The sequence below is a fragment of the Sulfidibacter corallicola genome (assembly GCF_017498545.1).
In the GTDB taxonomy this organism is placed as follows: Bacteria; Acidobacteriota; Holophagae; order Acanthopleuribacterales; family Acanthopleuribacteraceae; genus Sulfidibacter; species Sulfidibacter corallicola.
This window is the reverse complement of record NZ_CP071793.1, coordinates 1,554,320-1,579,784: the sequence shown is the minus strand read 5'-3', so window position 1 is coordinate 1,579,784 and position 25,465 is coordinate 1,554,320. Positions and strand designations below refer to the sequence as shown.

Sequence of the window (25,465 nt, the reverse complement as noted above, 5' to 3'; positions counted from 1 at the left end):
CACTTGTCTTCGGCATTTCGGAACGTTTCAAAAGCCAGTATCAGGCGAAGTGGTATCGGTATCGTAGTCGTCGATGAACTGGTGCATGTCGACCAGGACCGGCAGGTAATAGACTTGGTCGACCTTTTCCTTGAGCAACCGCTCGCGAAGTCTCAGGAGTTCGGTGGACTTGCCCGAACCGATATGGCCGGTGAAGAGAATGCAAAGGCAATCGGTCGCGAGTCTCAAATGGTTGGTGAACTCGTCTACGAAGATCCCGCCACCGCGAGCCGCCGAACAGTCTTTGTACTGTTTGGAGGTCGCCGGTTCGAACGGATCACAGGCGTTGTAGATCCATTTCAGACGGTCCAAGTCCATTTCGTGCCCCTCGATGTCGGATACAGTCGACATACGATATTCTAACTCGTGCCCATCCAGAAACAGGGTTTTTCTGAGCATGCTCCTCTGAATCGGCAGGGTTTCCAATGCAAGCTGCGATCAGCGGTCAGGTATTCGGTGTCAGCTCATTACCTTTGAACCATGATCTTGCTGAGACCTGGCGCCTGATACCTGATCACGTACCCATCCGGCCGAACCGCTTGGATTGTAGAGATGATTCCGTTTCTGGATGGGCACAACATAACGCTTGAAGGTCGAGGCCTTTTGCGGGTTCAAACTTGCCCACGGAGGCTTGGGTTAAACCTCCGCGGGGTTCTTTGAATAAATCAAGGACACTGATTGCCATTCTGAACAAAGGCGACATAGTCCAGCACGGACGGGGCCTCCGAACTGCAGAACCACATGCCTTCCTGGCCCCAAATGGCGAATCCGGACGTCAACTCGCATTGGGTGGCGATGAGCTGAAAGGGCTCCATGACGATTTCCTCGCAATCGTTGGTGATCACACAATGGTACATCCCAGAGGTACTCGAATCAGGGACGTCGATGACCAATTCCTCAGTGACGGCACCCTCGATCGGCTCTCCGTCCCGATACCATTGAAAGCCAGTGGCATCGCCGAGGAAGTCGAGACTGACAGTCAATGGCTCGCCGATACAGGCAAAACGGTCCTCCAAGGGGCTCACCTGAAGCGCCGTGCCACAAGCGCGAACCCGATAGGCCGCCAAATTCTGTGGGCAATACAAGCCAAGAAACAGCAGGTCGTCCTTCAAGACAAGGTCGTCGATATGGATCCCGAGCGCGCCCGGCGCTTCGACCGGGTTGTTGAAATCCTCGATATTGAAGACATGCAGTTGACCGACAAATCGTTCCGTCCACAGGAAATTCCCCCGTCTGGTCACCTGCGGCCAAGACGACGGCCGGATCCCGAGGAGCCCTTGCAAAACGGGGTTTTGCGGCTGGCTGAGATCGAACAGAATGTAGGCTTGTGAATCTGCAGTGACCAAGAGATCATCGAAGATCCAGAGGTGGAGGAAATCAAACGGATATATGTCGAGATCGGTGATGGTGCCATCAGCCGCCAGTTCCGCAATCTGGATACCACCTTCCACGCCGAAGTAAAGCATGGAATCCGAAGCCCCAATCTCGCCAGTCAATCCGGTCGTGCGGGGATTCTGTTTTTGAAGCACGGGGTTGGAGGGATTCGTGACATCGTAAACGGATATCCCACCCACATCGACCAGCAATAGTTGATGATCGATCAGGTGCATACCGAGGTAGGGTTGGGCCGGCCCTTGAATGCGGCGCGGTTCGGAAGGATCGGAGACATCCACCATCACCAGCGGGTGGCCATCGCCAAAATCTCTTCCCAGAAAAAACACGATCTGGTCTTTGACATGGATGTGACGGCCCACAAAGGTATCGTCGTCAATGTCCAGACTTCCGATTTCCGTGAGGCCGTCATTTTCTGACCACTCATGGACCAAGAAATGGTCGTTGGTAAAGGCGTAAAGGAAATTTCCTTGGGTCGCAAGGCCTCGATAACGCCCATAAGCCAGGTCCCATGAGGTCAATTCGACCGGGTTTTGAGGATCGGCGAGGCTGGCAACTCTGAGGCCCTGCGCACCGCCATCGTAGAAGAGTCGATTGGATTCGGCTTCGAAAAAGCTCGGCCCGGAGGTAGTCAATGGGACCGGGTTCATCAACGTCGGGTTGGTGGGATCGCTAATGTCATAGGCGCGCATCGGATTGATTTCGTTCATCGTGAACAGAACATCGTCCCCGATCGCCATACTCATCAAGCTCGTGTTGGACTCGAAAAGAGTTCGAAGCAGGCGCGGATCGCTGTGCGATGAGAGGTCGACCACATAGGTCATGAAGAGCCCCCCCACATAGACAATCGAGCCGTGGGTGACCATGGCTTGGGAATCATCATGCTGATTCAAAAGGAGGTGGGCCAAACGAACCGGTTGTACCGGGTTCTGCATGTCGTAAATGTCCAAGTATCCCTGCTGTCCGACGAGAAGGTGTCCATTGTGAAAACCCAAGTTAGAGCCGAGCGGGAAACCCGTCGAGGTGTTGGTCTCCATATCGGGGGTCGCCAACCAATCGGCCTCGAACGGGTTCTGAATATCCCAGACGCCCACTTTGTTTCGGTACAACAAGTAGAGACGCGAATCCGCGACCAATGCCTGGGCGAAGTGTCCGTATTCTTCGGGGTATGCATGCGAGGCCAGCATCGTGGGATTGCTTGGGTCGCGGACATCCAACACTTCCCAGTGATCCGTTGCAAAATAATAGTATGCTCCCTCCAGATACACCCCTTGAACCAGGTTGTCGCTTTTCGCATATCGGCCCATCAGGACGGGATTGGTAATTTCATTGAAATCTAATATCGCAAGCCCCTTACACTCTTGGCCGACATAGGCGATATCGTCGTGAACCGTGACATGTCCCGGTTCGGATTCCCCGAAAAGACCCAAGGGTTCCAATTCGACGTCGGCCAGTCCGTGCCAAGAAGTGCTGGCTGCAAAAGTGATGAATAGTATTCGCCACAAGATTTCAATTTTCATAAACTGCTCCAAAAACGTAAGTTAATATCTCCAGCCTGCGATAGACGGGGCCCATCAAATCTCAATACAAGATGAACCGACGATCTTCGCGTTTTCGCAGGCTCCACCTCAATGCCGTCCTCGGCATCACGCATAATGGCTGAAGTAAAGGGCGTTTTCTATTTGGCAAATAGACCAATTAAATTTTCCTAATTCTGGTCTCATTCAAAAATCGCCATTTAGTGTGTCCCTCCGGTGGCAGACCGTGAATTCCGGGGACCGATTGGGTAAAGTGAGATTCCTGAACGTCACTGATCGAACCCAGGAGGAGCACCGTGGATCAGGAAGAACCTCACTTGGCTCGACTCGCCAAGGCACAAAACGCCCTCACGCAATGGCGGTTGAACAAAAAATAGGCAAGGGAATCCATCCCCGAAACCCATTGGCAACTCGCTTGTGAACTCTAAGATCACTTTCGCCCCTAGCGCGTTGCCAGCACCCTCAAACTCAACGTGACCGAGCTGAAGCGGCGTGTTGCCGAAGCAGGGATCGTGCTCGAATCGGCTGGAGAAGGTGACTGCCCCAAATCGGGAGCCGAGGCAGAGGTCCTCACCGAATCCCCCCAAGTCGGGCCCCAGTTTGTCGAACTCAAAATGTCCGCAGCGCAGGTAAACGACTTGATGAGCTCCGAGGCCGTCGTGGCAAGGGACTGGCGATTGGAGCGGTCATGTACGAGATGGGATCGCAGCCGGCGGCTACGCAGGAACCAGCGAGGGTCATGAGCATCCCGGCCCGATAGGCACTGACTTCGTTGTGGTAGAACAGGGAGTTTTTGCGAATGACGACGGAACAATTGAGGGCCCGCTCGACGGCGTTGGAATCCGGCGGCACACCGGGGACGTTCAGATATCGTGACACATAAGGGCCCTGCACCAGGAGAGTCCTCTCTCTGATTTCCGCACTCGAATGAGGGATCAGAAAAAATGATGCTGATAATAGAGGAAATTCCACTCCAGAGTTATCCACTAGTCCACACCCTTTCGGCAGTCCATCCAGCGAAAACGACCATGCTCAGGAATTGCGATTTTTGAATTTTTCCATGATTGTTTTTAAATATTCTTTGAGCAGTCCGGTAATTAGCCCAATAAACAAATTATTGTTTTCCTTGTGAAGCAACTCAAAGTCCATGATAAGATGCATCGCAACTCAAATAGGAAATCTATAACAATCACACAAAAGTCAATAGTCAACCTCGCGCTTGAAGAACTCGCGCAGCCTAATTCCCAAGCCATCATCACATCAAGGAGACTCTTGTGTTCAGAGACAGAAAACTAATTTCTTTCGTCTTTCCTTTAGTGATTTTACCTGCTTTCTGCCAGGTGGATTTAGGAGAGTTTTTGTACAGCATTCCTCAGCTCCCCGTGTCCACTAACTGGGAAACAAGCCTCTTGGTTTCAGTCCCCACTTTAGAGACTGAAACCATTTCGATCGATTTAAATTACGATACACAAACTACCGCTCTGGTTTTTAATTCTGATTCGTTCAATGAAGTGGCTCTAACAGATATAGCACGCACTCACATGATCATTTCATCGCCAGTAGAAGTCAGCCTGTTCTTAAGGTATTCGAATGCCACTGCCGGTGTACAGGGCGGCATGACAAGGGTTCCACAATTCAATCCCGATATCACGATTCGTACATTCACAGTCGAAGAGAATGATCGTTTTCTATCGAGCTTTGTACTATCCAATTACAACTTGGACAATGATACGTTTGATATTACGGCCACTTTCTTAGATTCTTCCGGAAAAACGATTCACACTTCATCGCAAGTCATTACCGTAGACACTCGGCTGGTTGTTTTGACTAATAGCTTCTTTGATCTGCCGCAAGGGGATCCCGATTGGAAGATAAGGATTACGGCAGAATCTGAAGCTACCAATTGGGATTTGCAGGGCCTTCTGATTGAGCAAGATGGATCAAACAACTATTATATCTATAGTCAACCCATGCGCACGCCTGCACAGCGCCTTCAACGTTTTTCCTCCGGCTGGAACAATTCACAATTCTCGTTGTGTGGTCAATCCCCTATTCTTATCAATGCTCTGGTGCAAATAATCAACACAGGCGGTGTCTGTTCAGAAAACTAGAACCTCGTCTCATTCACTGAGTCCTACAACAACGATAGTAAGCGCTTAATGTGCAGCGGGTAAGCACCTTGAAACCGGATTGAGATAGTGGGACATCTCAAATACGGAGGTGTCCCCATGAGCAATTCATCTGCTGCGCGTGCCGAGAAACGGGAGCTATGGCAAAGTCGCATCGAAGACTGGCAGGCGTCCGAATTGAATCAGTCTGCCTACTGTCGCCAACATGGTTTGGCGCTGCCGCGGTTCCAATACGGGAAACGACGTTTCTCCGAGCCCTCGCCCAGCCGGGGGCTTCGGCTTGTCCCGATCAAAGCCGAGCCAGGGTCCTCCAGCCTCAATCCTGGGGGCCGGGGAATCATCCGGCTCCATGCACATGGCTATATGTTGGAGATCGAGCCGGGAAGCGATGTCACGCTCTTGGCTGTGGTTTTGGACGTTTTGGGAGGTCGGTGATGTGGCATGTGAGGGCCGATGCGCGGGTGTTTCTGGCGTTGGGAGCGACGGACATGCGCAAGGCGATCAATGGCCTCGCCTTGCTCGTCGAGCAGGAACTGGAGGGTCGACTATTTTCCGGCGATCTGTTTGCGTTCAGCAACCGCAGCCGCACACTCGGGAAAATCCTCTACTGGTCGCCAACCGGATTTTGTACGGGGCGCGCAGCCTGTGGATGAAACGGCTTGAGGCTGAACGGTTTCGCTGGCCCACCCGCGAGACCGAGGTCCTCCAAATCGGGCAACGCGAGCTCGCCTGGCTGCTCGACGGGCTGGACATTCGCCAAGCACACGAAACCTTGCGGTATTCGGCATGCAACTCATTCGCATGTCAAGGACCTGGATCACCAGCGTAGCACCCTGGTTTCTGGTGGGTTGTGCTAGGATTTTCGCTATGGAAACCGTCGCGATTGCGCTCGCCGAACAAAACGAAGCCCTCAAACAGGCGCTGGCCCGAAAGGACGCGCAAATCGCAACATTGGATCAGCACATCGGGCTCCTGGAAGAGCAGCTCCGGCTGTTGAAAGCCAAGGCCTTCGGGCCCAAAAGCGAACGCATGAGTCAGTTGGTCGGTCAACAGGCTTTGTTCGATATGGATGCACTCGAAGCCGAAGAGAAGCCGGCCGACGACGAGCCCGCCTCGGATGAGGACGCGCGCGAGACGATCACATACGAACGCCGCAAGACGCGCGGCCCGCAACCCTTCCCGGAGCACTTACCGCGTGAGATCCGCAAGCATGAACTCCCGCCGGAAGAGCGCCAGTGCACCTGCTGTGGCGAGGAAATGACGGTCCTCGGCAAGGACGTGACCCGAGAACTGGAGTACGAGCCCGCGGTTGCCAGGGTCATCGAGCACCACCACTACAGCTATAGCTGCCAGCTTTGTAAGCAAGACGAAGACGGGCTCGAGACGCCGATCGTATCCGCGCCTCGCCCTCCTCGTTTGATCCCCGGAGGCCCGGCTTACCGGGGGATGGCGGGCCCCGGCCTGTTGGCTTTTGTGATGACCTCCAAATTCGTGGATGGCCTGCCGTTCTACCGAGTGGAACGTCTGATGGGTCGACTGGGCGTCAAACTGGGCCGGGCAACCATGTGCAACTGGGCGCGCCAGATCGGCGATCAACTGGAGCGGATGTGGGATCTGCTGCTTGCCCAAGCCAAGCAATACACCTGGCTGCAGATGGACGAAACCACGGTCCAGGTGCTCAACGAGCCGGACAAAGAGAACACCACGAAGTCATTCATGTGGGTCATTCGTGGGGGGCCACCGGAAAGGCCCATCGTTTTGTTTCACTATGACCCTAGCCGATCGGGCACGGTGGCGGCACGATTGCTGGAAGACTTCCAAGGCACCGTGCAGACCGATGGCTATGCCGGCTACGACTTTCTAGGTCGCGTGCCCGGGGTCGTGCATGCCGGCGATTGGGACCACGTTCGCCGCAAGTTCGCGGATGTCCGCAAACCATTGGGAAGAAAGGGTAGAAGCGGGAAGTCAGGAAAAGCCGACGAGGCCTTGAAGCTGATCGGCGAGATGTACCAACTCGAACGGAAAGCCAGGGGGCAGGCCGATTCGGATTCGGCGTTGCTGGAAATGCGCGACAAGCAGTTACGCCCGAAAATCGCCGCGTTCAAAACCTGGCTGGACCACCTGGCAGGCCGCGTGCCGCCCAAGAGCCTCCTGGGCCGAGCCATCCAGTACGCGCTGGGCCAGTGGCACAAGCTGGATTTGTTCCTGGATCGTGCGGAGGTTCCGATGAGCACGGCCTTGGTGGAGAACGCGATCCGACCCTACGTGATCGGCCGCAAAGCCTGGCTCTTCAGCGGCAGTCCGGAGGACGCCCAGGCCAGCGCCCGGATTTACAGCATCGTCGAGACGGCACTATACCGCATGCGGCATAGTGCCGTTTCCACCAAGCTGTAAAGCGTGGCCAAAGCCTTGCCACCTGCCAGAGAAGCCGCGAACAACCAATTTTTCCGGCCGATGACAAAGGGACGAATGATATTTTCGACACCATTGTTGTCGATCGGAACATGGCCTCGGTCTGCGCTGGGATGTTTTTTAAAAAATCATGATGAGCCGGGGTGTAGAGTGTTGCGAAGGAAGTCGACGAGTTCGCGGTTCCCACTATTGCGAGCAGCAAAAAACGGTGTATACCCGGAATTGTCGGAAATCTTAAGACTGCCGCCTGCTCCCATCAGGGATTGGACGATTTCCAGGTCACCGCGTGAGCATGCCCGAATCAGCGGGGTCTCTCCTCTCGCATCACGGGCGTTTACATCTGCGCCGGCAATAATCAGGTACTCGACGATTTCCGGTTCGCTGTACATTGCCGCTACATGCAGTGCCGTGCGGGAGTCTTCCTCTCGGATTTTTCTTGCTCGGCACAATTCCGGATTTCAATCGAGTAGTCGAATGAGAACGACGACATCCGAACTTCGGATTGCCGTGAAGAACTCTTGAATTTCAGTCATTTCCGTTCGTCCCCAATTGAGATCGACTGATATTTCGGATGTCCCTGTCTATTATAGGGGGCGTGGGCGAACTATCTACGGCGGTTCGGGTCAGAACTTCATGTGGAAGCTGAACTCGAGCGTTCTCGGCGAGCCGATCGCCAGTTGGTTCGGGTAGAAGATATCGCCCCAGGGAATGTAATCGGTGTCGAAGAGGTTGTGCACGTTCAGGGACGTCCGGTACTTCTTGGTCTGGTGGGCGATGAACATATTGGCCAGGGTATAGGAACTCAAACGGATCGTATTGTCCGAATTGGCGAAGCGATGTAAGCGGGAATTCAGACCGTCTACGGAGCGAAAGAAGAGTCGGCTATGATGGATCCGATGCAAGCGCAAGGTCTTGTAGGTAACTCGTGTAGTCAGCGCTCAAATAGGAAATTGTTGGAATAGGTTGAGCGTGTCCCTCCGATGGCAGGCCGTGAATTCGAGGGATCGATTGGGTAAAGTGAGATTCCTGAACGTCACTGATCGAACTCAGGAGGAGCACCGTGGATCAGGAAGAACCTCACTGGGCTCGACTCGCCAGAACACAACACGCCTTCACGCAATGGCGGTTACATAAAAAGCATGCGAGGGAAGCCATCCCCGAAACGCTTTGGCAACTCGCTTGTGAACTCTTAGGTCACTTTCGCCCATGGCGCGTTGCCAGCGCCCTTAAACTCAACGTAACCGATCTAAAACAGCGTGCCGTGGAAGCTGGGATGGTGCTTGAATCGACTGAATTGGGTGACCTCCCCAAATCGGAAGCCGAGATGGAGGGCTTTGCCGAATCGCCCCAACCCGGGCCCCAGTTTGTGGAGTTCAAAATGCCGGCAGGCCAGGAACACGACTTGAGGAGCCCCGACAGGGTCGCAGCGAGGGGCTGGCGATTGGTTTGGAGCCAGCCCGACGGAATGCGGCTGGAAATCCACGCACCCGGCTTGAGTATGGACCATCTTCAGGCCATCGCCACGACGTTCGTGGGAGGGTGACATGCTGCAAATCGTCCCGTAGATGCGCATCTTCGCGGCCTGCGAGCCTGTTGATTTCCGGCGTGGCATCGATGGGTTGACCGCTGAGTGCCGACGCCTGCTGAATCTCGATCCGTTCAGTGGTGCCGTGTTTCTCTTTCGTAACCGAACCCTTTCGGCCTTGAAAATTTTGGTGTATGACGGCACCGGATTCTGGCTGTGCTACAAGCGTCTTTCTCGTGGGAAACTGAAATGGTGGCCGGTTGAAGGTGGCGGGCAGGTTTCGGCGCGCGATCTCCAGGTGTTGCTCTACCACGGCGATCCCCGGTCGGCCGGCTATGCGCCGGAATGGCGCCGGGTTCAGCAACCGAGCGTTTCGAACTGAGCGGCGGGCAGGCGCCAGGGGAGCCAGTCCTCGGGTGCCGTGGCGACGGCATCGCGGTTCTCGACCAAAGCGGTCATGTACGAGATGGGATCGCGGCCGACGGCGACACAGGAACCGGCGAGGGTCATGAGCGTCCCGGCCCGATAGGCACTGACTTCGTTGTGGTAGAACAGGGAGTTTTTGCGAATGAGGACGGCACACTTGAGTGCCCGCTCGACGGCGTTGGAATCCAGCGGCACATCGGGGACATTCAGGAAACGCGTAAGCGACTCCTTGCGCTTGAGGATGTAGATCGCAGCCTTACCCAAGCCACTGGCAGGCTCCACCCTCCGCTCCGACAGGAGCGTTGTCAGGTAGGCGAACAGGGTGTTCATCGGGGCCGTGCTGTAGGCCTGATGGTGGTGCAGGCGTGCCTGATCGTCCATGCCTTGAACGCGAGCCTCTTCCTCGACGCGGTACACCTCGGCGATCCATGCGAGGATCTTGCGGCAGGGGCCCGGGAAGTGGTCGACGACGTCTTCGATCTGGCCTCGCGCGTGTTGGAGGCAATAGGTGACGAGCGTGTCGCACGGGTGGGCGGTGTTGACGGCCGCCGCGTCGCTCATTTGGATCGGTCTCGGCAAATCGGCGGGGCGCAGTGCCAGGAGATCTTCCAGGTTTTCACCGGCGTGAAGCGTGCCGACGCGGTAGATATGGAGGTCCCGTTCTCGAGTACGGGCGATGATGCCGGTGACATGGGCGCCGTAGCGTTCCTGGTCGGGATGTTTCTTGTGGTCGCGAATCACGGTCTGGATTCGGGCCGAGGTGTCGTCGATGATAAAGAGATCGGCTTTGGCGGCCTCGGCGTAGAGTGCGTGGAAGACGGGTTCGGCAGCCGCGGCACAATCGGCGATCAGATCGGACTGGGTGGCATCGGGAAGCGGAATGCCGTGCTCGCGCTGTAGTTTTTCGAGGCGGTAGGCGGGAAAGCCGTACCAATGACGGAGCATGGCGACGGTCGCTTTGACGGAGGCCGCGTAGGTTTCGCGCTGCGCGTCATCGGGCCAGGTTGGGGCGATGACCGCGCCGCACTTGCTGCAAGCCAGCGGAAAGCCGCGATAGACGGTGCCGGTGATGGGCGCGCTGCCGTTGAGGCGCAACCGCATCAGCGGGCGGCTGGGCTTGTGTTGGTGAAGCCGGCCCTTCCTCTCACCCACGCACTCCGGGCAGGGATCGCCGGGGGTCAGACCGTCGGGGGTGATGTCAGCCTGGCGACAGCCCCTAAAGTCCTTCGCGGCATGTTTGCCGTGCCCCTTGGGGGCCGGTTTTTTGGGGCGTTTCGGACGGCTTTGCGCCTGACCCTTTCCCTGATCCGGCGAGAGATCGGCGCCTGTCTCCGCTTCCTCCCCGAGCAAGAGGGCCCTGAGCGCTTTCAGCGTGAGCCCTTGCTGCACCAGCAGGTCTTTGAGCGCCAGCCAGTCGAGCGTGCACGCGTACATCAGGAGACATTCGGCTTCATCGAGTTCCAAGCCCGCTTCGACTTTGTCGCGAAGCGCGGTGATCCGTGCCGTCCGCTCGGGTCCCACCAGCGGGCCGGTCATCAAACGTCTCCGCGCAACAACGCGCGGCACTTTCGATGCAGCGGGTACACCCAAATCGCACGGACTGGTTCTGGTCTGCGTCCCTCGCGATCCATCCGGCCGCGGCCTTTGGTCATCCCCAGGTATCTCCAGTTGGCTGCGCGATAGCAGGTTCCGGTGAATCGTTGCGTGTCGACGAAAGTTTCCAGCAGCAGGGGGCGTTGGTGGTAGGCCCGTTCCCAATCATCGGGGAGCTGTTTGGTTACCAGGCTCAGGACGTGACTGGCGAGGCTTTTGACCTCGACCCAAGGCAGAAGCAAGAAGCGCGAGTTCTGGACGATCCGCTGAAGCCTCGCTTTGCGGGACTCCGGGGTCCATCCAATCCAGCGATCTCGTTCTTCGAGGGCCCAGGCCGGTGAAGAAAATTGGAGGCATCCCAACACGCGGGGCTCCGCTTCGGCGGTTTGAATGACATAACGGAGGCAGGCCCCAAAGGGCGTCTTGAACCCAAGGTAGTGATAGCGATCCATGAGCTCCTTCCAAAGCGCTCGATCCTTGGGGGTTGTGACATGGCGCAGGACCACGCCTCCCAACTCATTGAGCTTGCATTGGATGGGTGTTTGGGCATCGCCACGGTCGCTGCGCCCGGCTTTAGCCCGCGCGCCTTTCGGCTTCCCCTGGCGAGGTTTGGGTAGGCGAATGATCCCGGCGGCCCCGAGCTGTTCGAGGAATTGACGACATTCCACGCCTTTCAGTCGACCGCTGGGTCGTTTCCAATCAAGCAACTCACAGAGCGTTTCGGCCAATTCCGTTCGGCTAATCCCCCCTTACCGGGCCTCCAGAATTCCTCGGCCATCTCCTTGATCAGATCGAGTTCCTCTGGCGAGACGGGATTGCCACAAAATCGAAATGGTGTTGCAGTTTCCATGGCTGACCTCCCAGCATGAGGTTAGCCAGGATCGGTGCAAATGTTCAGGTTTTGTAGGATCGGTTCCCTTCACCGGAGGGACACGAAAATCAGTTGTTCGAGCAGCAATTTGGAACCGTTCCCCTGAACCCTCTTGAAACTAAGTGGTGCTTTAGACGGGGAGACGGTTTTGCCGTCGTCGAACAACAATCAAGAATCCTGGAAACTCGAAAGCCAGGAAAAACCTTGCCATGGCGTGCAGTCAAGAAGGTTCTCTTTCCCGGCTTCCGACCTTCCAGGTTTCCTGGTTCATTCTCATTACCAATAATCCAAGCCACTTCGCCAGAAGCCATGCAACCCATTTACAACCAGTCCCTCCAGTTCAATGCTCCCCAGACAGATCCATCCCTACTTCATGAGGGGATGGATCCGCCATAGAAATTGTGAAACCGATGCAGTCGGTTACTGGACGGTACGCTTTGAATCGACGCTCATCGGTTCAGGGGTCCGCAACACGGTCTAACAAGAGTTTTACCAATTCTGTACAAGCGTATTCGTAGGATCCAAAAAACTACTACACCAAAACGAATTCGCAATATCCTTCACAAAAACAAAAAACACATATCGATAACCTTTCACCCTCTAGCACTCGATCCCCGAAACTACAAACCCCAAGCCTCTCAAAAGAGGTGAATTCAAAGTTTCTAACCCAAACAGGTGGTAGAGTAACAATGTCGTCTTAAGTACAGCCTTTCCCAAAGTCAACACCATAGCTCAACCAGAGAACTCAAATAAGGATTCACTTCGAATCCAGGAGGGTAGCTGTGTTTCCATTTTTTAGCATTATCTTATTACTGACATCAATTTCTCAAGAGCAAGAGATGAATCAAGAACCCATAAAATCAGAGCAGAAATTGGAACAGAAAGATCAGGTAGAAATCCATAAGGAAATACCAAACCCATCCAAAACCGAGCTTCCAAATTTAGAAGAGCGCCTGGCAAAGCTGGAAGAAACTAGCAGAGATTCAACCGCCAAGAAGATACGAGAGTGGTCGGCCTTTTTTTTGGGTTCTCTCGCCACGATACTCTCCCTATGCTCCTTTTGGATTTCAAAAAGGGAAAGAAAAAGAAATCGGCTCAGTCAGGCCAATCAACACTTGGAAAAAGCCTGGGATCACTTGGGCAGCCCGCAGAATACGCCTGAAATTCTGATCGATAATGTTCCCGCCGTCCGTCTCAATTTGAAGGAGGCCGAAAAAGAAATCAACCAAGCTCTCGAGCTGGCCCCAAAACTGCCTTTAGTCTATATAAGACGTGGTGATTTCTATCGATCTCAGGGCAACGAAGACAAAGCGCTCAATGAATATGAAAAGGCCTTGGCCCTCGATCCCAAGCTAGCTCAGGCCTATCGAAAAATGGGAAATATTCATCATGCCAAAGGTAATGATGAAGCGGCTCTTATCGATTTTTCCAAGGCCATTGAAATGGATCAAAGTGACTATCTTTCCTATTACAATCGTGGCATTATTTATAAATTCCAACAAAAATTCCCCGAAGCTATCTTGGATTTTGATCAATGTATTAAACAAAACCCATCTTTCGCCGCTGCCTGGGTGAATCGCGGAGTTGTCTTTAAAGATCAAGGCGATTTGGACCAAGCTATTGCCGATTACACTGAAGCTTTAGAGAGAGATCCCAGCGATGACCAGGTATTTTTCAATCGGGCCTTGGCCTATAAAGAAAAGGGAAAGCTCTACTCGGCCATTTCAGATCTCAGGCACTCCATCGGACTGCGACCGGACTATCAGGACGCCTATTACAGTCGAGCTCTGATTTGGAAACAGATGGGACATCTGGATATGGCTTTTGCCGATTATGTTCAGTTCATTGAGCTGAGGAACGTGGTTCCCCCGGAAGATCATCAGGCCGTATTGGAAAAATTGGATCAGGCACTGAGAAAAAATCCTGGCGACATAGGCGCTCTTTTCAATCGTGCCCTGGTGCTTTTCAAGGAAAAGAATTTGGAAAAGGCCGTTCGCGATCTCGAGGTATGCATTCGGGTCATTACCGGAGAGTCGTCCGCCACTCCTGAAAGAAAATCGATCAATCCTGAAAAAAAGACGGGCCAACCTATTATGGGAGCTGAAGAGGCCGACGTTTCAAATAGTCCTACGAGCGTCCTAAAACCAGGCACCTTGCTCGGAAAAAAAGAGTTCCTTCCAAGAACAGAAGTCGTTTTCGAGATTCAGAATATCCCCGGCCCGCCTGATCCTTGTCAACCCGATCGAACAACCGATCTATCAGAAAGGGCAGCCAAAGGGTTTTCCTTCCGTGCCAACGAGTTGGATCGTCCCCTAAACATGTTGATTGCCGTACCAAATAGCAAGGCTCACAGCTTTATTGATCCGCAACAGGTGAAACAGGACATCGCCAAGGCGTGGTCCTGCACACCTATCGCTATCGAGTTAATGGAGCCCGCTTGCCTGAACCGCCTTGCGGCTCGTTTGCGAGAGGGTGAAAAAATCGACATCCTCCATGTAACAGCCCATGGAAGATATTGGCCACCCACCGGTATGGGTTACCTTTTTTTTGAAGATGGCAAGGGTGGCGTGGATGCAGTGGATAGTCTTCGCTTTTCCAAAGCCCTGACTCTTCCCACGTGCAAGCGTCCCGATTTGGTAACTTTGGTAGCATGTGATTCAGGCCGATTGAGTAAACAAGGAGTGTTTTTTACCCGCAGCGTGGCACTAGAACTGGAAAAGCGTGGGTACCCTGCAATCGTGGGCATGCAGGCCGCTATCAGCCCCGCCAATGCCTTTGCTTTTTCTGCCGCCTTTTACGAGAAGCTCAACCTCGGGTTCCATCCAGAAGAGGCCCTAAACGAGGCCTCCCAAACAATTGCCAAACGGGACCCTCATTCTCTCGATTGGGCCTCGCCGGTATTGTTGGGACATCGCCGTTCCGGAAGCTTCTTCCCGAGGTGTTGACGCTACCCTGAAATGACCCGGGTATTGCTCGGTTCGGAACCCAGGGTCCGTCTGTTGAGCAGGCTGCTCAAAACCTGATTCGGCATCGGCACAGTTAGGTCGAACATATGAAAATGCAAGTTCATCGAAACCCGGGAGCTCAGACATGGCCAAGCAAAGGTGTGGTGGATGTCGAGGCTACTTTCGTCGACGTCCCCAAAACACCAATCAACGCTTCTGCAGTAAACCAGAATGTCAGCGTCAACATAAATCCTCCTGACGTTGGTCTCGTAAGTGCCCGAGGAAGGCCGCATGGCGGTGATGCAGGGACGACTTTCTTTCTGGGCGGCCGTTCGGGTAATGGCGCCCTTGGCTCGCGCCAACCGAGAGCATGCGCGCCAGGTCATCGAAGCGACGGCCAGGCACGGGCTAAGCAGCCGCGAGTGGCGTAATTGGTTCGAAGCCTACCAGGGTGCCAATCAGGTGGTGCGTCAACTATCCTGACACATAGGGTGCTCCAGGGCTGAGAATTCTAACTCAGCCGGGGCGACAACTATCGTGACACATAGGGGTCTCGCCTCCAGCTACATCGAGCTACTCAATCCTCTGTTCAAAAGCCCCCTTTCCCAGGTCATGGCTCCGGAAGGGCTTCGATCTTTGGGTAGGTTTCCAGGGCTTCGTCCCAGGTGGCCTTGCTGCCGACACAGATGTGGGCGTTGGGTTTGTTGGCCAAATGACTGTCCAGACTGCCCGCAGGAACCGCCAGCAGCGCGCCGCCCATCTGTTCGAGGGGCAGTGCCGAACCACATGTGCCACAAAAGGACCTGGCGTGCCGGGTTTCGGGTAGTTGGAACGTGCGAACCGCCTTCTCTCCCGATACCCATGTCAACGTGGCGGTGGTCGAAAACAGGTTGGCCGCATGAGCCGAGCCCGTATCCTTGCGGCATCTTCCGCAATGACACAGGAAAAAGCTGTCGAAATTCCCCGCCACTTCGTAATGCACCTCGCCACAAAGGCAAGAACCATAATGCTTTGTACTCATGCTGTCTCTCCAGATCGTTTTTGGGATGCAAAGTATAGCCTCCCTGGTGGCGACTTCGCGATGCTCGATGAGAAAGGCTCCGCCGGTCTTCCGCGAAAACCGCGTTTTCTCCAAAGCGAAAATGGTTTTCGGAGATCGTTTTCCATGTGCACTCCCTTCCACCGACCCGATGAAAGACCCGGCCAACCCACCTCGATGCTCGGCCTCCGAAACCGGGTCACACGCCCATCCAGGCAGGTAGCGGACCGCGGCCAGGCGCGATCCATCCCTGCCTGGATGGGCGACCGATCAAACGGCCGGTTCGATCTCGAAATCGGCTTCGGAACCGCCGAACACTTCCACTTGAATATTGTGTTCCAGGAGCACCGGTTCGGTTTCCGAGACCGCCAGGGTCAATTTCTGGGTGGTCGTCGGGGCCGGGTTGAGGGTGATGGTCCAAATGCCGACGGTTTGGCCGTCGGGAACGCGCAGGATGCCGCTGCCGTCACCCGAGACCTGGATGTAGGCGTCGCCCGTGAATCCTTCTTTCTGGAACTTCACCTTGATTTTTGTTTGACCGCTGGACAGGGTGTAGCTCTGGGCCACGTTGAGCGCCGTGGTGGCACCGCCGTGGTTCAGGTGGAAGGTCGCCGAATCGGCACCGCCCGACTCGACCTCGATCCGGTAGGGATAGGTCTGCGGATTGGGTGATTCCGCCTCGAAACCGAAATAGTAGTCGCCCGATGAGCTGCTACTGAGCGTCTCCGTCTGGTTGGTTTCAATCGTTTCGTTGGCGTTGAAGGGACTGGTGTTGTTTTTGAAAGCCAGATCCAGTTCCGAAGAGGCCACACCCGCATCGACGAACTTGATGGTGCCGCCAGGCTTCACGGCGTCGACACCCATCACGAGGTTATTCTCATAATCGACAATGAAATAGGTGAGGTCCGGGGTTCCGGATGACGGCAGGTCCACGACAGTTGACATTTGCATACTCTCCTTATTGGTTCGATTGGGTTTCAGGGCGATGGTTCGGTGAAAGACACACCGAGATCGTTCATGCGGCGACGTAGCGCGTAAATCGAGACTTCCAGTGCCTGGGCCGCAGCCTCCGGATCGTTTCCGTGGGCGGCAAGCGCAGCCTCGATTTCTTTTTGGCTCAAATCCGCCGCTTTGCGAATCTGGGGAATTTTTTCGATCAAGAGGTAGAGTGCCGCCCGCGAGATGCCCAAACTCGCGGCGGTACTCTTGACGTTCCATTGATGGGCACGCATGGTGGAAACCAATTCCTCCACCTGGATATCCGCCGGCTTTCGTTTCGCGGGTTTGACCCGTGACGGGGCCCCGCCCTCGGGAGCCACCGTCACCGCGACCTCTTCCGCGAGCATCGCCTTGATGTTGGCGACCATGCGCAATGCCGGCTCCCCCCGACAACCGATCACCAATTGGCGCACGGTATTGCGCAGTTGGCGGATGTTGCCCGGCCACGAATACCGCAGCAGCCGCACGACCAGCTCGGGCGGGAACCAGGGCGCCTCGCGTGGATCGACCGGCTCCAACTTGTAGGATTCACCGCTGGCGGCGAGCTCTTTGGCGGCGAAGTGGTAAAACAGCCTGCCGAAATCCTCGCGACGGGCCTGCAGCGGCGGCAGTTCGATCTCGTAGCCGGCGAGCCGGTGAAAGAGCGGCGCCTTGAAGGATCCTTCCTGGATCCGGTGCTGCAGATCGGCATCGGTCGCGGCGATCACGCGGGTGTCGATGCGGTAGGGAGCGGGCGCACCCACGGGATAGATTTCACCCGTCTCCAGGGCCCTCAGGAGCATGACCTGGATTTCCGGCGTGGCCTCCCCGATTTCGTCTAGGAAGATGGTGCCGCCCTCGGCCGCGCGAAAGTACCCGCTCTGGTGGCGCTCCGAACCGGTGAAGGAACCCTTGACCGCGCCGAACAACTCGGAGGCCGCCAACGACGGAGGTATCGCGCCCATGTTGATGCTGATGAACGGCTTGTTGCCGCAACCCATCTGGTGAATGGCGCGTGCGACCAGTTCTTTGCCGGTACCCGTTTGCCCGCGCAGCAATACCGGCGTATCCAAATCGGCGACCTTGGCGATTTCCTCGCGGAGTTCGAGCATCGCATCGCTGAACCCCACCAGGTCGAAATGGGATTTGCGCAAGGGCTTTCTGCCCGTGGACCAGTGGAGCATCAACACGACGCGATCGGCGAGCGCGATCTCCACACCCTGCTCGAGTTCCCGCATGGAGAGCTCCAACCGCTGGCTCAGGGGACGTCCCCCGACCACCACGCTGGACTTGTTGTGACCGCGCTCGACGATGACCCCCTGCCCGCCGTTTCCCTCGACGCGAATGGGCTCCCGACTGAGGAAGGGATCGGCCAGCGGTTCCCCGACCAGTTGCCCCGGTTGCACGAAACTCGGCTCCACCCGCGACAGCGCCTGCGGCATGGCCTGATCCAAACTGAAGAGCGGGGCACAATCGCCCACCCGAACGGCTCGCGGATGAGAGATGACGGTCAAGGTCAGGATGCGCTGGGGCCCATGGGAGCTTCTGCTCATTTTGGGCGGCAGGGTCGTATCGAATTCACGTGTCGATGGCTTCATGGTTACGCCGTACTCTCCGGTTCCAGATTCGAAAAGACTCATCCACATGAGCGGCACCCTCCTTCCTGGCCGTGCGCCGGCATCCGCCTCGGATCCCGAGGCCAGGCACCACGGATAGGGAAGTGGCCGGTCGCACGCCCGTCTTCTGTTGAAGTGTGCCAGGCAAAACACATCCCATCTATCGATTCGTCAAGGGTTTGACGCATGGGCATACGACCGGGCACCCGGTTCGGACATCGAACGGCCGCCATTCCGCCACGAAGAAAACATCTCTTGTAGGAAAGTGCTCATTCTATCACCATTCAAGGCCCGGTGTGCCGGTCGCACGCCGCCCGCAATCATCAAGCGGCAAATCGTTATCCATGCTCCGTTTCGCGAAGCCCCATATATCCAGAATCGAGCCACATTTTGATTCACACGCACAACCATCTTGTTTAAATACACTTATTCAAGGCCCATCCAAAAAATGGACATCTTGAACACGACAGGTGCCGAGTTTTTGGACACAAAAGGCGTGTCACTGTCACAGACGCGGACACGATGTGTCTGACAGAACCCAAGAACCGAAGCAACCCGCCACCCACGAGGCCATGACCGTGAAGCCGGACGTGGCCTACGTGTTCGGCCGCCGCGCGACATCGTCCATTTTGTGGCCGTGTCGATACGCTTCCTCTCTCGAGCCTGAAGCCTCCTCGATCCACATCGAACACTTCGAACCCGACATGGACGACCTGACCATCCAAGCCCATTCGATCAAGGACGGTATTCACGGGGTAGGCATCGGCGCCGATCACATCATGCACGCGCCACCGTCGCGCATCGAACGGGGTCTGAACCCGAGCCTCGAACTACGCCGGATCAGCGTCCATGGATGCCGAACCCTGCTTCGCTTCACGAACCCTTTCGCTGAAGAGAAGAGCCGGGATATGTCGCAAACGCCAGGCAAAATATTACCGAAGACGCCAAGCCCAAAGGTCCGGGCCCGCCATGCGGCCCTGGACACCGCGACGCCGCATGCCTTCGTCGATCCATCCGCGGACAAATCCCCGTTCCCCTCTCGGACGCGTTCATCGCGGCGAATCGCCGTCCAGGCCCACGTCCGAAAGGAAACCAGGCCACTTGAACGACCATCCAGATTTGCGTGGCTGGCCGCATATCTCGGTGCTATAAAGGAAGAATTGCGACACGCGCAAGGAGCACCTGAGCACGTGGTTACATCTTCGTTTCACAAACCGACCGAGGCTCCGAACGGACCAGGGACCCGGACAAATCCCGCCAACGTTCTCCCAAGCCAGGACCCATCGATATGAGAGTTCTGATCGTCGAGGATGATCGGCGTACCTGTGAATTCCTCGAAAAGGGATTTCACCAGGAGGGATTTTCCATCGAAAAGGCCTTCGACGGTGCGGAGGGTCTTTTTCTGGCATGCAACCATGGGTTCGACGTCATCCTCATGGATGTCATGCTGCCCAAGATGGACGGAATCACCGTCATCAAGCGCCTGCGGCAACGACTGATCGAAACCCCGGTACTCCTGCTCAGCGCGAGAGGCGCGGTCGACGATCGCATCGAAGGGCTGCGCGCGGGCGGCGACGACTACCTCGTCAAACCGTTCTCGTTCGCGGAATTGGTGGCGCGCATGGAATCCCTGGTGCGGCGCGCCACCAAGGCCGAGCACTCGCCGATTCTCACGATCGGAGAGATCACCGTCGATCAAAGCCGCCACACCGTGTACGTCCACGAGCAGGAGCTTCACCTTCAGCCCCGCGAGTTCCTTCTCCTGGTCTATCTCATGAAGAACGAGGGTCGTGTCTTATCGAAAACCATGATTCTCGACCACGTCTGGGGCATCAACTTCGATCCGCAGACCAACGTGGTGGAGTCCAGGATCTCCAAGCTCAGACGGAAGATCACCGAGATCTCGGGAACCAACCGGATCAAAACCGTGCGCGGCCTGGGCTATAAATTTTGCGAACCGGGAACGTAGTCATGTTCCGCTCGCTCACCGCCCGCATCGCCCTGTCCTTCGTTTTCCTCACCTTGGCCTTGAACATCGCCTTGTTGGGCGTTCTGCGCTACGCCATCAGCAGCAGCTACCAAAAAGGAATCGACACCTTCCTGTTGGAATTCGCGGAGGGCGACCTTCCCGATCCCGATACGCCGAGCACCATCGAAGACCTGAAAGCCGACATGGAGCGGGATCCCATCGGAAAAGATTTCTACCTGCGGGTGCTCGGCCCGGACAACGAAGTCCTGGTGGCCGCAGGCATGCCGGACCATCCGGGTCTGGCACCGGTACGGGCCCTTGCGGCGAACACGCGGCTGGGACACCAGCGCATCGACACGGTGGGTCTCGCGAACGGCACCGAATTACGTGTCGTCACCCGAAAATTCGAAAAAGGATTCGCCTTTCAGGCCGGCGCATTGTTGCTGCCTGACCCGGCATTGGAAGGTCGCGTCATGCGCTTCGGTCTACTGAGCGTCGTCTTGTTGTCCCTGGTTGCCGCCAGCATCGGATGGTGGATGGCACGGCGGGCGATGAAAGGCGTTCGCGACGTGACCTTGACCGCCCGAGACATCTTGAAGGGCGACTTGGCGGCACGCGTACCTGCCAGACAGAGCGTGGTCGAAGTCTCGGAATTGGCGAACGCCTTCAACACCATGCTCGACCGCATCGAAACCCTGGTAAAGGACGTCAAGGGCGTGTCGGCCTCGATGGCCCACGACCTGCGCGGACCCCTGACCCGCATTCGCGGTTATTCCGAACTGGCGCTTCGCGGAGAGAAGAGTGGCGAGGATTACAAAGAGACGGCCTCGCTGGTGGTGGAAGAGACCCTGGCCCTGGAAGGACTGATCGATACGACCCTCGAAATCATCGCCCTCGACGCCCGCACGCATCCGACTCGGTTGGTCCCCACCGATCTTTCCGAGTTGATGCACGACACCCTGGACATCTACGGAGACCTGGCCGAGGAGAAAGGCATTCACCTGGAATTTACCAAGCAAGGTGAGACAATGGCCCGGGTCGATCCGGCAACGATGCGCCGAGTCCTCGCGAATCTCGTCGACAATGCCATCAAATTCACGCCGCGCCAAGGTACCGTCCGGCTATCGGTCGAAGGTCTCCGATATCAGGTGGTGCTCGTCGTCTCGGATACCGGGCCCGGCGTCCCGCTCGCGGATCGCTCGCGCGTGTTCGACCGCTTTTACCGCGGAGATACTTCGCGAGGCACACCCGGCTATGGCCTCGGTCTGAGCTACGTCCAAGCGGCCATCCGAGCCCATGGCGGGCGCATCGAGATCGACGACGAACCCAACGGCGGCGCCCGTTTCGTTTTGTGGCTTCCCGATTCACCCGAGCGATGATCTCCCATGGGAAAATCGGCAGAGCGAACCGCCCCGTTCATCGAAGAATCGGGGCCCCGGAAGCGCGAAGATGACCAAATGGTCATCTTTCGGCAACTTTGCAGCCACCTTGAACATTCATGATGCGCGCATGACGTACCACCACAGGAAGCCATGGATGTGGGCCATCGCAGCGGGCACCCTCATCGCGCTTCTCACGACGAGCTGCACGAACAAGAAGGCCAACGCGGCACCCGAGATCGCCGATACCCAGGCCACCCGAACATCCGCCAAACCGGAGATCTCGACCCGGACCCCATCGAACGAGGTCCAAACGACGCGCCAGCCGGCCGCTGAGGAGCGCCCCTCGGCCAGGGACCCGTCTTCTTTTTCCGCCCAGTTGAGCTTCGCGAACGTGGCCGACACCGGCTTCACCGACCAGCCCGGTGAATTCGGTTATTCGCGAACCGGCCTCGAACTGGAACTGCCTTTTCTGGATGTCGCCTACCAGCGCTACGATTTCTCGTGGTCCGACGCGCAATCTCTGGATTTTTCGGACGGTTCGGGGGAACCCTGGTCCGAATTGCAATCCCTGTCGCTCAGTACCAACCAGTTCGTCCCGCTTCGTGAGAATTTGGGGATGATGTTCGGGATTGGGGCCACGATGGGATGGGAAGACGACACGTCGGACGCCATTTCATACGATGCGGCCGTCGGCCTGATGTGGCAAAAATCGGCGACGTTTCAGTTGTTTGCGGGAGTCGCCTACAACTGGCATCCCAAGGTCGATTTACGTTTCGACCTGTTCCCCATGTTGGGTCTGAGCTGGAATGAACACGCCACAAAGGGATGGTCGGCGGCCTTCGGCTTTCCCAACACGGAACTGCGCTATGCCTTCAACGAAACCTCGTCCCTGGCTCTGGCCCTGAACGGCGACGGCGGTCTGTTTCGCCGCGCCGACCGGGCCCCCGCGATCGAAGGGGGCTTCGTGGAGTGGACGCGATTCGGAGCGGGTCTCAGCTATCGACATCACTTGACCCGGCGATGGGCCTTCGTGGCGGACGTGAATTACGGGTTCGAGAACGAATGGCGCTTCTACGACGCGGACGGCCATCACTTTTCCACGGAGGACGCCGACGAATCCTTCGGGTTCAACCTCAGTTTCAGCGTGGATTTCTAACCGCACTGCCGGATGGAGCAAGGTTCGAGACAGCGCGAATCGGCGAAATTCACGAAGCACCTCGGGTCCGGATCCCGAACCCACGATCTTTTACCGGAACTCAGATTGGCTGTCGAGTCTTAATCCAACGTTAATCTTGACCGAATAAGGTACATAGTGAGCAGGGCGGGATCACCCACCCGCTTCTCGACTCAAATGCTTTGGAATCAGCTTGGTATTCCAGAGCATGCGCCACGGTGCCAGGTCGTCGTCCCAGCCGGGGACGGCGCGGTTCACGGCGCGGCACACCCGTACCCGTGAGGTCGACATGAAGCTGCTGCTGGTCGAGGATTCGGTACGCCTTCAGAACTCGCTCAAAAAAGGCCTGGAAAAGGAAGGATTCGCCGTGGATGTCTGCGGCGAAGGACGCGAAGCCTACGACATGGCCGTCGCCTACGATTACGACGTCATCGTCTTGGACCTCATGCTGCCAGGCATGAATGGACTCACGATCCTCGAGAAATTGCGGGCCGGCGGCAGACAGACCCACGTGCTGATCCTGTCCGCCAAGGATCAGGTGGCGGACCGCATTCGCGGCTTGGAAACCGGCGCCGACGACTACCTGATCAAACCCTTCGACTTCACCGAACTCCTGGCTCGCGTCAAGGCGCTGATTCGCCGCCGCTACGCCACCAAGAACCCGATCGTCCAGATCGGTGCGCTGAAGGTCAACACGGCCCTGGGCAAGGTGTGGCGCGGCGACGACGAGGTCAACCTCTCCCCCAAGGAATTCACCCTTCTGGAATACCTGCTGTCGCGCCGCGGCCGCGTGGTCAGTCGCGACACCCTGGTGGATCACCTCTACGAGGGTTACGGCGACGTGTCCAGCAACGTCATCGACGTGGTGGTGTGTAAAATCCGCAAGAAGATCAGGATTCGCGGAGAACCCAACCTGATTCAAACCCGACGGGGTTTCGGGTACGTGATTCCATGAAACGCTTCATTCCCCCACCCTGGACGCAATCCATCCACGGGTACCTGACCGCGGCGTTGTTGTTCGGCGCCGGTTTTTTGGTCGTGGTCACTTCGCTGTTGCTGGACAGCCGCATCCGGACCTTTCTCGAGGATCGCTACGACGAAGACCTGATGGGCCGGGCCCAGACCCTGATCACATTGACGAAGGAATTCGACGAAGGCATCGAATTGGACTACGCCGGCGAGTTCATGCCCGAATTCGAAACGCCCGAGGGTGGTGAATTCTTCGAGGTCTGGCTGCCCGACGACAAGCTCCTGGAGGGTAGCGAGTCCCTGGTGGGACGCAAATTGAACCTGCCGCACGACCCCGTGCCCGCGCCGAGGTTCGGTGACATGGAGCTGGACGGCACCGGCACCTGCCGCACGGTCATCGTCTCCTTCATCCCCCAAAAGGAGGACGCGGACGTGGAAGGCCAACTGGAGCTGGGAGACGATCACAGTGAGGTGGTGACCCTCCTGCTGGCGCGCAAACGCGGCGACTTCGACCGGTTCCTGCTGGTGATCCGCACCTGGATCTGGGGTTCGCTGGCCTTTCTGCTGGGTCTCATCATCCTCCTGGTCCGCTTCGTTCTACGCCGCGGCCTGGCGCCGTTGGACGACATACGCCGCCAAGTCATGGCCATCGATTCCGAGGATCTCACCTGCCGAATCGACCTGAACCGACCCGTCATGGAGCTGAACCCCGTCGTCACCCAACTGAACGCCCTGCTGGAACGGCTGGAGGAAGCCGTCATCCGCGAACGCCGCTTCACCAGCGACGTGGCCCACGAGCTGCGCACTCCGCTTTCCGAGCTGCGCACCCTGTCGGAGGTCGGCCTGCGCGACCCGAACGACGTGGCCATGGTCTCCTCGTTCCTCGGGGACGTCCACGACATCTCCCTGGAAATGCAACACCTGGTCGAGAACCTGCTCGATCTGACACGCTGCGACAGCGGTTCACGGGTCACCATTCCCGAAGAAATCGACGTCACCGAAGCGATCCGAAAGGCCTGGTCCCGAGCCGCCATCGCTGCCGCGCCGCGAAACATCCAGCTCTCCTTCATGGTGGAAGATCCCGTCCGCATCCAATCCGACCGGATCATGGTGGAACAGATCTTCCAAAACCTGCTCAACAACGCGGTCACCCACAGTCCGCCCGGCAGCACGGTGCGCGTGGAACTCACCGCCGGCGACAGCGGCACCGAGGTGGTGGTGACCAATCCGGCACCGCAACTGGATTCGGTGGACCTACGCCAAATGTTCGATCGGTTCTGGCAGAAGGACAGCGCCAGAACCGGTGGAAAAAATACGGGCCTGGGCCTGGCCATCGTGAGTTCGTTCACCAAGATTCTCGAAATCCAGGTGAGTACCCGGCTCGTGAACCAGAATTTCTCGCTTTCCCTGTTCTTTCCCCGCCCATGACCTACCTTTCAGGGTAAGCACGCACGAACGAAACGTCCCG

Annotated in this window: 24 protein-coding genes and 1 pseudogene; 14 read left to right on the top strand and 11 right to left on the bottom strand. The window is 56.8% G+C overall.

What is annotated here, in order from left to right:
* Positions 1 to 27 precede the first annotated feature (27 nt).
* The 3 genes from J3U87_RS04625 to J3U87_RS35190 form a co-directional block, all read right to left on the bottom strand.
* Positions 28 to 390 (bottom strand): hypothetical protein, encoded by a 363-nt coding sequence (locus tag J3U87_RS04625; protein ID WP_237381860.1) that lies wholly within the window; start codon positions 388 to 390, stop codon positions 28 to 30.
* A 314-nt stretch (positions 391 to 704) separates the two neighbouring features.
* Positions 705 to 2,951, bottom strand: coding sequence for a hypothetical protein (locus tag J3U87_RS04620; protein ID WP_237381859.1), 2,247 nt, complete (start codon positions 2,949 to 2,951; stop codon positions 705 to 707).
* Positions 2,952 to 3,578: 627 nt separating this feature from the next.
* Complete coding sequence (locus tag J3U87_RS35190) at positions 3,579 to 3,941, bottom strand: IS66 family transposase (RefSeq protein ID WP_420038252.1); 363 nt, start codon at positions 3,939 to 3,941, stop codon at positions 3,579 to 3,581.
* A gap of 302 nt (positions 3,942 to 4,243) precedes the next feature.
* On the opposite strand from J3U87_RS35190, the gene J3U87_RS04615 reads away from it, so the two are divergent.
* From J3U87_RS04615 to tnpC, 5 genes are all read left to right on the top strand, one after another.
* On the top strand, positions 4,244 to 5,080 hold the full coding sequence (locus J3U87_RS04615; protein ID WP_237381858.1) for a hypothetical protein: 837 nt from the start codon (positions 4,244 to 4,246) through the stop codon (positions 5,078 to 5,080).
* Between the two features lie 117 nt (positions 5,081 to 5,197).
* Positions 5,198 to 5,533: an IS66 family insertion sequence element accessory protein TnpA gene (gene tnpA, locus J3U87_RS04610; protein ID WP_237381857.1), complete on the top strand. Its 336-nt coding sequence runs from the start codon at positions 5,198 to 5,200 to the stop codon at positions 5,531 to 5,533.
* Entirely contained in the window at positions 5,533 to 5,751 is a 219-nt protein-coding gene (gene tnpB, locus J3U87_RS04605; protein WP_237381856.1) for an IS66 family insertion sequence element accessory protein TnpB, read from the top strand. The genes tnpA and tnpB (J3U87_RS04605) overlap by 1 nt, the downstream gene beginning before the upstream one ends.
* Positions 5,748 to 5,927 (top strand): IS66 family insertion sequence element accessory protein TnpB, encoded by a 180-nt coding sequence (gene tnpB, locus J3U87_RS35185; RefSeq protein WP_420038251.1) that lies wholly within the window; start codon positions 5,748 to 5,750, stop codon positions 5,925 to 5,927. Before tnpB (J3U87_RS04605) ends, tnpB (J3U87_RS35185) begins: the two co-directional genes overlap by 4 nt.
* Positions 5,885 to 7,492, top strand: coding sequence for an IS66 family transposase (tnpC, locus tag J3U87_RS04600; RefSeq protein ID WP_337249551.1), 1,608 nt, complete (start codon positions 5,885 to 5,887; stop codon positions 7,490 to 7,492). Before tnpB (J3U87_RS35185) ends, tnpC begins: the two co-directional genes overlap by 43 nt.
* Here tnpC and J3U87_RS04595 read toward each other — a convergent pair.
* The 3 genes and pseudogenes from J3U87_RS04595 to J3U87_RS04590 form a co-directional block, all read right to left on the bottom strand.
* A pseudogene (locus J3U87_RS04595) lies at positions 7,471 to 7,614 on the bottom strand (IS66 family transposase); the annotation flags it as partial. The gene tnpC and the pseudogene J3U87_RS04595 sit on opposite strands and share 22 nt — an antisense overlap.
* Positions 7,615 to 7,638: 24 nt before the next feature.
* Positions 7,639 to 7,959, bottom strand: a complete 321-nt coding sequence (locus J3U87_RS35180) for an ankyrin repeat domain-containing protein (RefSeq protein ID WP_420038250.1) — start codon at positions 7,957 to 7,959, stop codon at positions 7,639 to 7,641.
* A 174-nt stretch (positions 7,960 to 8,133) separates the two neighbouring features.
* Positions 8,134 to 8,316, bottom strand: a complete 183-nt coding sequence (locus J3U87_RS04590; protein WP_237381855.1) for a hypothetical protein — start codon at positions 8,314 to 8,316, stop codon at positions 8,134 to 8,136.
* Between the two features lie 254 nt (positions 8,317 to 8,570).
* Here J3U87_RS04590 and J3U87_RS04585 point away from each other — a divergent pair, with 254 nt between their 5' ends.
* Together J3U87_RS04585 and tnpB (J3U87_RS04580) are read left to right on the top strand one after the other, a co-directional pair.
* The gene (locus J3U87_RS04585; RefSeq protein WP_237381854.1) at positions 8,571 to 9,053 is read left to right on the top strand and encodes a hypothetical protein; all 483 of its coding nucleotides are present in this window, start codon (positions 8,571 to 8,573) and stop codon (positions 9,051 to 9,053) included.
* A 22-nt stretch (positions 9,054 to 9,075) separates the two neighbouring features.
* On the top strand, positions 9,076 to 9,417 hold the full coding sequence (tnpB, locus tag J3U87_RS04580; RefSeq protein ID WP_272932458.1) for an IS66 family insertion sequence element accessory protein TnpB: 342 nt from the start codon (positions 9,076 to 9,078) through the stop codon (positions 9,415 to 9,417).
* Here tnpB (J3U87_RS04580) and J3U87_RS04575 read toward each other — a convergent pair.
* Both J3U87_RS04575 and J3U87_RS04570 read right to left on the bottom strand, forming a co-directional pair.
* The gene (locus J3U87_RS04575) at positions 9,393 to 10,997 is read right to left on the bottom strand and encodes an IS66 family transposase (protein WP_237381852.1); all 1,605 of its coding nucleotides are present in this window, start codon (positions 10,995 to 10,997) and stop codon (positions 9,393 to 9,395) included. The genes tnpB (J3U87_RS04580) and J3U87_RS04575 overlap by 25 nt on opposite strands.
* Positions 10,997 to 11,560: a Druantia anti-phage system protein DruA gene (locus J3U87_RS04570; RefSeq protein WP_420038281.1), complete on the bottom strand. Its 564-nt coding sequence runs from the start codon at positions 11,558 to 11,560 to the stop codon at positions 10,997 to 10,999. Before J3U87_RS04570 ends, J3U87_RS04575 begins: the two co-directional genes overlap by 1 nt.
* A gap of 1,147 nt (positions 11,561 to 12,707) precedes the next feature.
* Here J3U87_RS04570 and J3U87_RS04565 point away from each other — a divergent pair.
* Both J3U87_RS04565 and J3U87_RS04560 read left to right on the top strand, forming a co-directional pair.
* The gene (locus J3U87_RS04565) at positions 12,708 to 14,870 is read left to right on the top strand and encodes a CHAT domain-containing protein (RefSeq protein WP_237381850.1); all 2,163 of its coding nucleotides are present in this window, start codon (positions 12,708 to 12,710) and stop codon (positions 14,868 to 14,870) included.
* A gap of 291 nt (positions 14,871 to 15,161) precedes the next feature.
* Entirely contained in the window at positions 15,162 to 15,353 is a 192-nt protein-coding gene (locus tag J3U87_RS04560; RefSeq protein ID WP_237381849.1) for a hypothetical protein, read from the top strand.
* 127 nt (positions 15,354 to 15,480) lie between these two features.
* On the opposite strand, the gene J3U87_RS04555 is transcribed toward J3U87_RS04560, so the two are convergent.
* From J3U87_RS04555 to J3U87_RS04545, 3 genes are all read right to left on the bottom strand, one after another.
* Positions 15,481 to 15,891 carry a GFA family protein gene (locus J3U87_RS04555; RefSeq protein ID WP_237381848.1) on the bottom strand — a complete coding sequence of 137 codons (411 nt, stop codon included), beginning with the start codon at positions 15,889 to 15,891 and terminating at the stop codon, positions 15,481 to 15,483.
* A 288-nt stretch (positions 15,892 to 16,179) separates the two neighbouring features.
* Positions 16,180 to 16,854, bottom strand: a complete 675-nt coding sequence (locus tag J3U87_RS04550; protein WP_237381847.1) for a hypothetical protein — start codon at positions 16,852 to 16,854, stop codon at positions 16,180 to 16,182.
* 32 nt (positions 16,855 to 16,886) lie between these two features.
* Positions 16,887 to 18,533, bottom strand: coding sequence for a sigma 54-interacting transcriptional regulator (locus J3U87_RS04545; protein ID WP_237381846.1), 1,647 nt, complete (start codon positions 18,531 to 18,533; stop codon positions 16,887 to 16,889).
* 1,258 nt (positions 18,534 to 19,791) lie between these two features.
* On the opposite strand from J3U87_RS04545, the gene J3U87_RS04540 reads away from it, so the two are divergent.
* From J3U87_RS04540 to J3U87_RS04520, 5 genes are all read left to right on the top strand, one after another.
* Entirely contained in the window at positions 19,792 to 20,472 is a 681-nt protein-coding gene (locus J3U87_RS04540) for a response regulator transcription factor (protein WP_237381845.1), read from the top strand.
* 2 nt (positions 20,473 to 20,474) lie between these two features.
* Positions 20,475 to 21,851 (top strand): sensor histidine kinase, encoded by a 1,377-nt coding sequence (locus J3U87_RS04535; RefSeq protein WP_237381844.1) that lies wholly within the window; start codon positions 20,475 to 20,477, stop codon positions 21,849 to 21,851.
* Positions 21,852 to 22,008: 157 nt separating this feature from the next.
* The gene (locus tag J3U87_RS04530; RefSeq protein ID WP_237381843.1) at positions 22,009 to 23,010 is read left to right on the top strand and encodes a DUF6268 family outer membrane beta-barrel protein; all 1,002 of its coding nucleotides are present in this window, start codon (positions 22,009 to 22,011) and stop codon (positions 23,008 to 23,010) included.
* 211 nt (positions 23,011 to 23,221) lie between these two features.
* Positions 23,222 to 23,983, top strand: coding sequence for a response regulator transcription factor (locus tag J3U87_RS04525; RefSeq protein WP_237381842.1), 762 nt, complete (start codon positions 23,222 to 23,224; stop codon positions 23,981 to 23,983).
* Entirely contained in the window at positions 23,980 to 25,425 is a 1,446-nt protein-coding gene (locus J3U87_RS04520; RefSeq protein ID WP_237381841.1) for an ATP-binding protein, read from the top strand. The genes J3U87_RS04525 and J3U87_RS04520 overlap by 4 nt, the downstream gene beginning before the upstream one ends.
* The last annotated feature ends 40 nt before the right edge of the window (positions 25,426 to 25,465 follow it).

Excerpts from the sequence above, each read along its gene's own strand:
- J3U87_RS04555 (WP_237381848.1), bottom strand. The coding sequence starts at position 15,891 with ATGAGTACAAAGCATTATGGTTCTTGCCTTTGTGGCGAGGTGCATTAC.
- J3U87_RS04540 (WP_237381845.1), top strand. The coding sequence starts at position 19,792 with ATGAGAGTTCTGATCGTCGAGGATGATCGGCGTACCTGTGAATTCCTC.
- J3U87_RS04535 (WP_237381844.1), top strand. The coding sequence starts at position 20,475 with ATGTTCCGCTCGCTCACCGCCCGCATCGCCCTGTCCTTCGTTTTCCTC.
- J3U87_RS04575 (WP_237381852.1), bottom strand. The coding sequence starts at position 10,997 with ATGACCGGCCCGCTGGTGGGACCCGAGCGGACGGCACGGATCACCGCG.
- J3U87_RS04560 (WP_237381849.1), top strand. The coding sequence starts at position 15,162 with ATGGCGGTGATGCAGGGACGACTTTCTTTCTGGGCGGCCGTTCGGGTA.
- tnpC (WP_337249551.1), top strand. The coding sequence starts at position 5,885 with ATGCAACTCATTCGCATGTCAAGGACCTGGATCACCAGCGTAGCACCC.
- J3U87_RS04550 (WP_237381847.1), bottom strand. The coding sequence starts at position 16,854 with ATGTCAACTGTCGTGGACCTGCCGTCATCCGGAACCCCGGACCTCACC.
- tnpB (WP_420038251.1), top strand. The coding sequence starts at position 5,748 with ATGAAACGGCTTGAGGCTGAACGGTTTCGCTGGCCCACCCGCGAGACC.
- tnpB (WP_237381856.1), top strand. The coding sequence starts at position 5,533 with ATGTGGCATGTGAGGGCCGATGCGCGGGTGTTTCTGGCGTTGGGAGCG.
- J3U87_RS04620 (WP_237381859.1), bottom strand. The coding sequence starts at position 2,951 with ATGAAAATTGAAATCTTGTGGCGAATACTATTCATCACTTTTGCAGCC.
- tnpA (WP_237381857.1), top strand. The coding sequence starts at position 5,198 with ATGAGCAATTCATCTGCTGCGCGTGCCGAGAAACGGGAGCTATGGCAA.
- tnpB (WP_272932458.1), top strand. The coding sequence starts at position 9,076 with ATGCGCATCTTCGCGGCCTGCGAGCCTGTTGATTTCCGGCGTGGCATC.
- J3U87_RS04530 (WP_237381843.1), top strand. The coding sequence starts at position 22,009 with ATGTGGGCCATCGCAGCGGGCACCCTCATCGCGCTTCTCACGACGAGC.
- J3U87_RS04625 (WP_237381860.1), bottom strand. The coding sequence starts at position 390 with ATGTCGACTGTATCCGACATCGAGGGGCACGAAATGGACTTGGACCGT.
- J3U87_RS04545 (WP_237381846.1), bottom strand. The coding sequence starts at position 18,533 with ATGTGGATGAGTCTTTTCGAATCTGGAACCGGAGAGTACGGCGTAACC.
- J3U87_RS04520 (WP_237381841.1), top strand. The coding sequence starts at position 23,980 with ATGAAACGCTTCATTCCCCCACCCTGGACGCAATCCATCCACGGGTAC.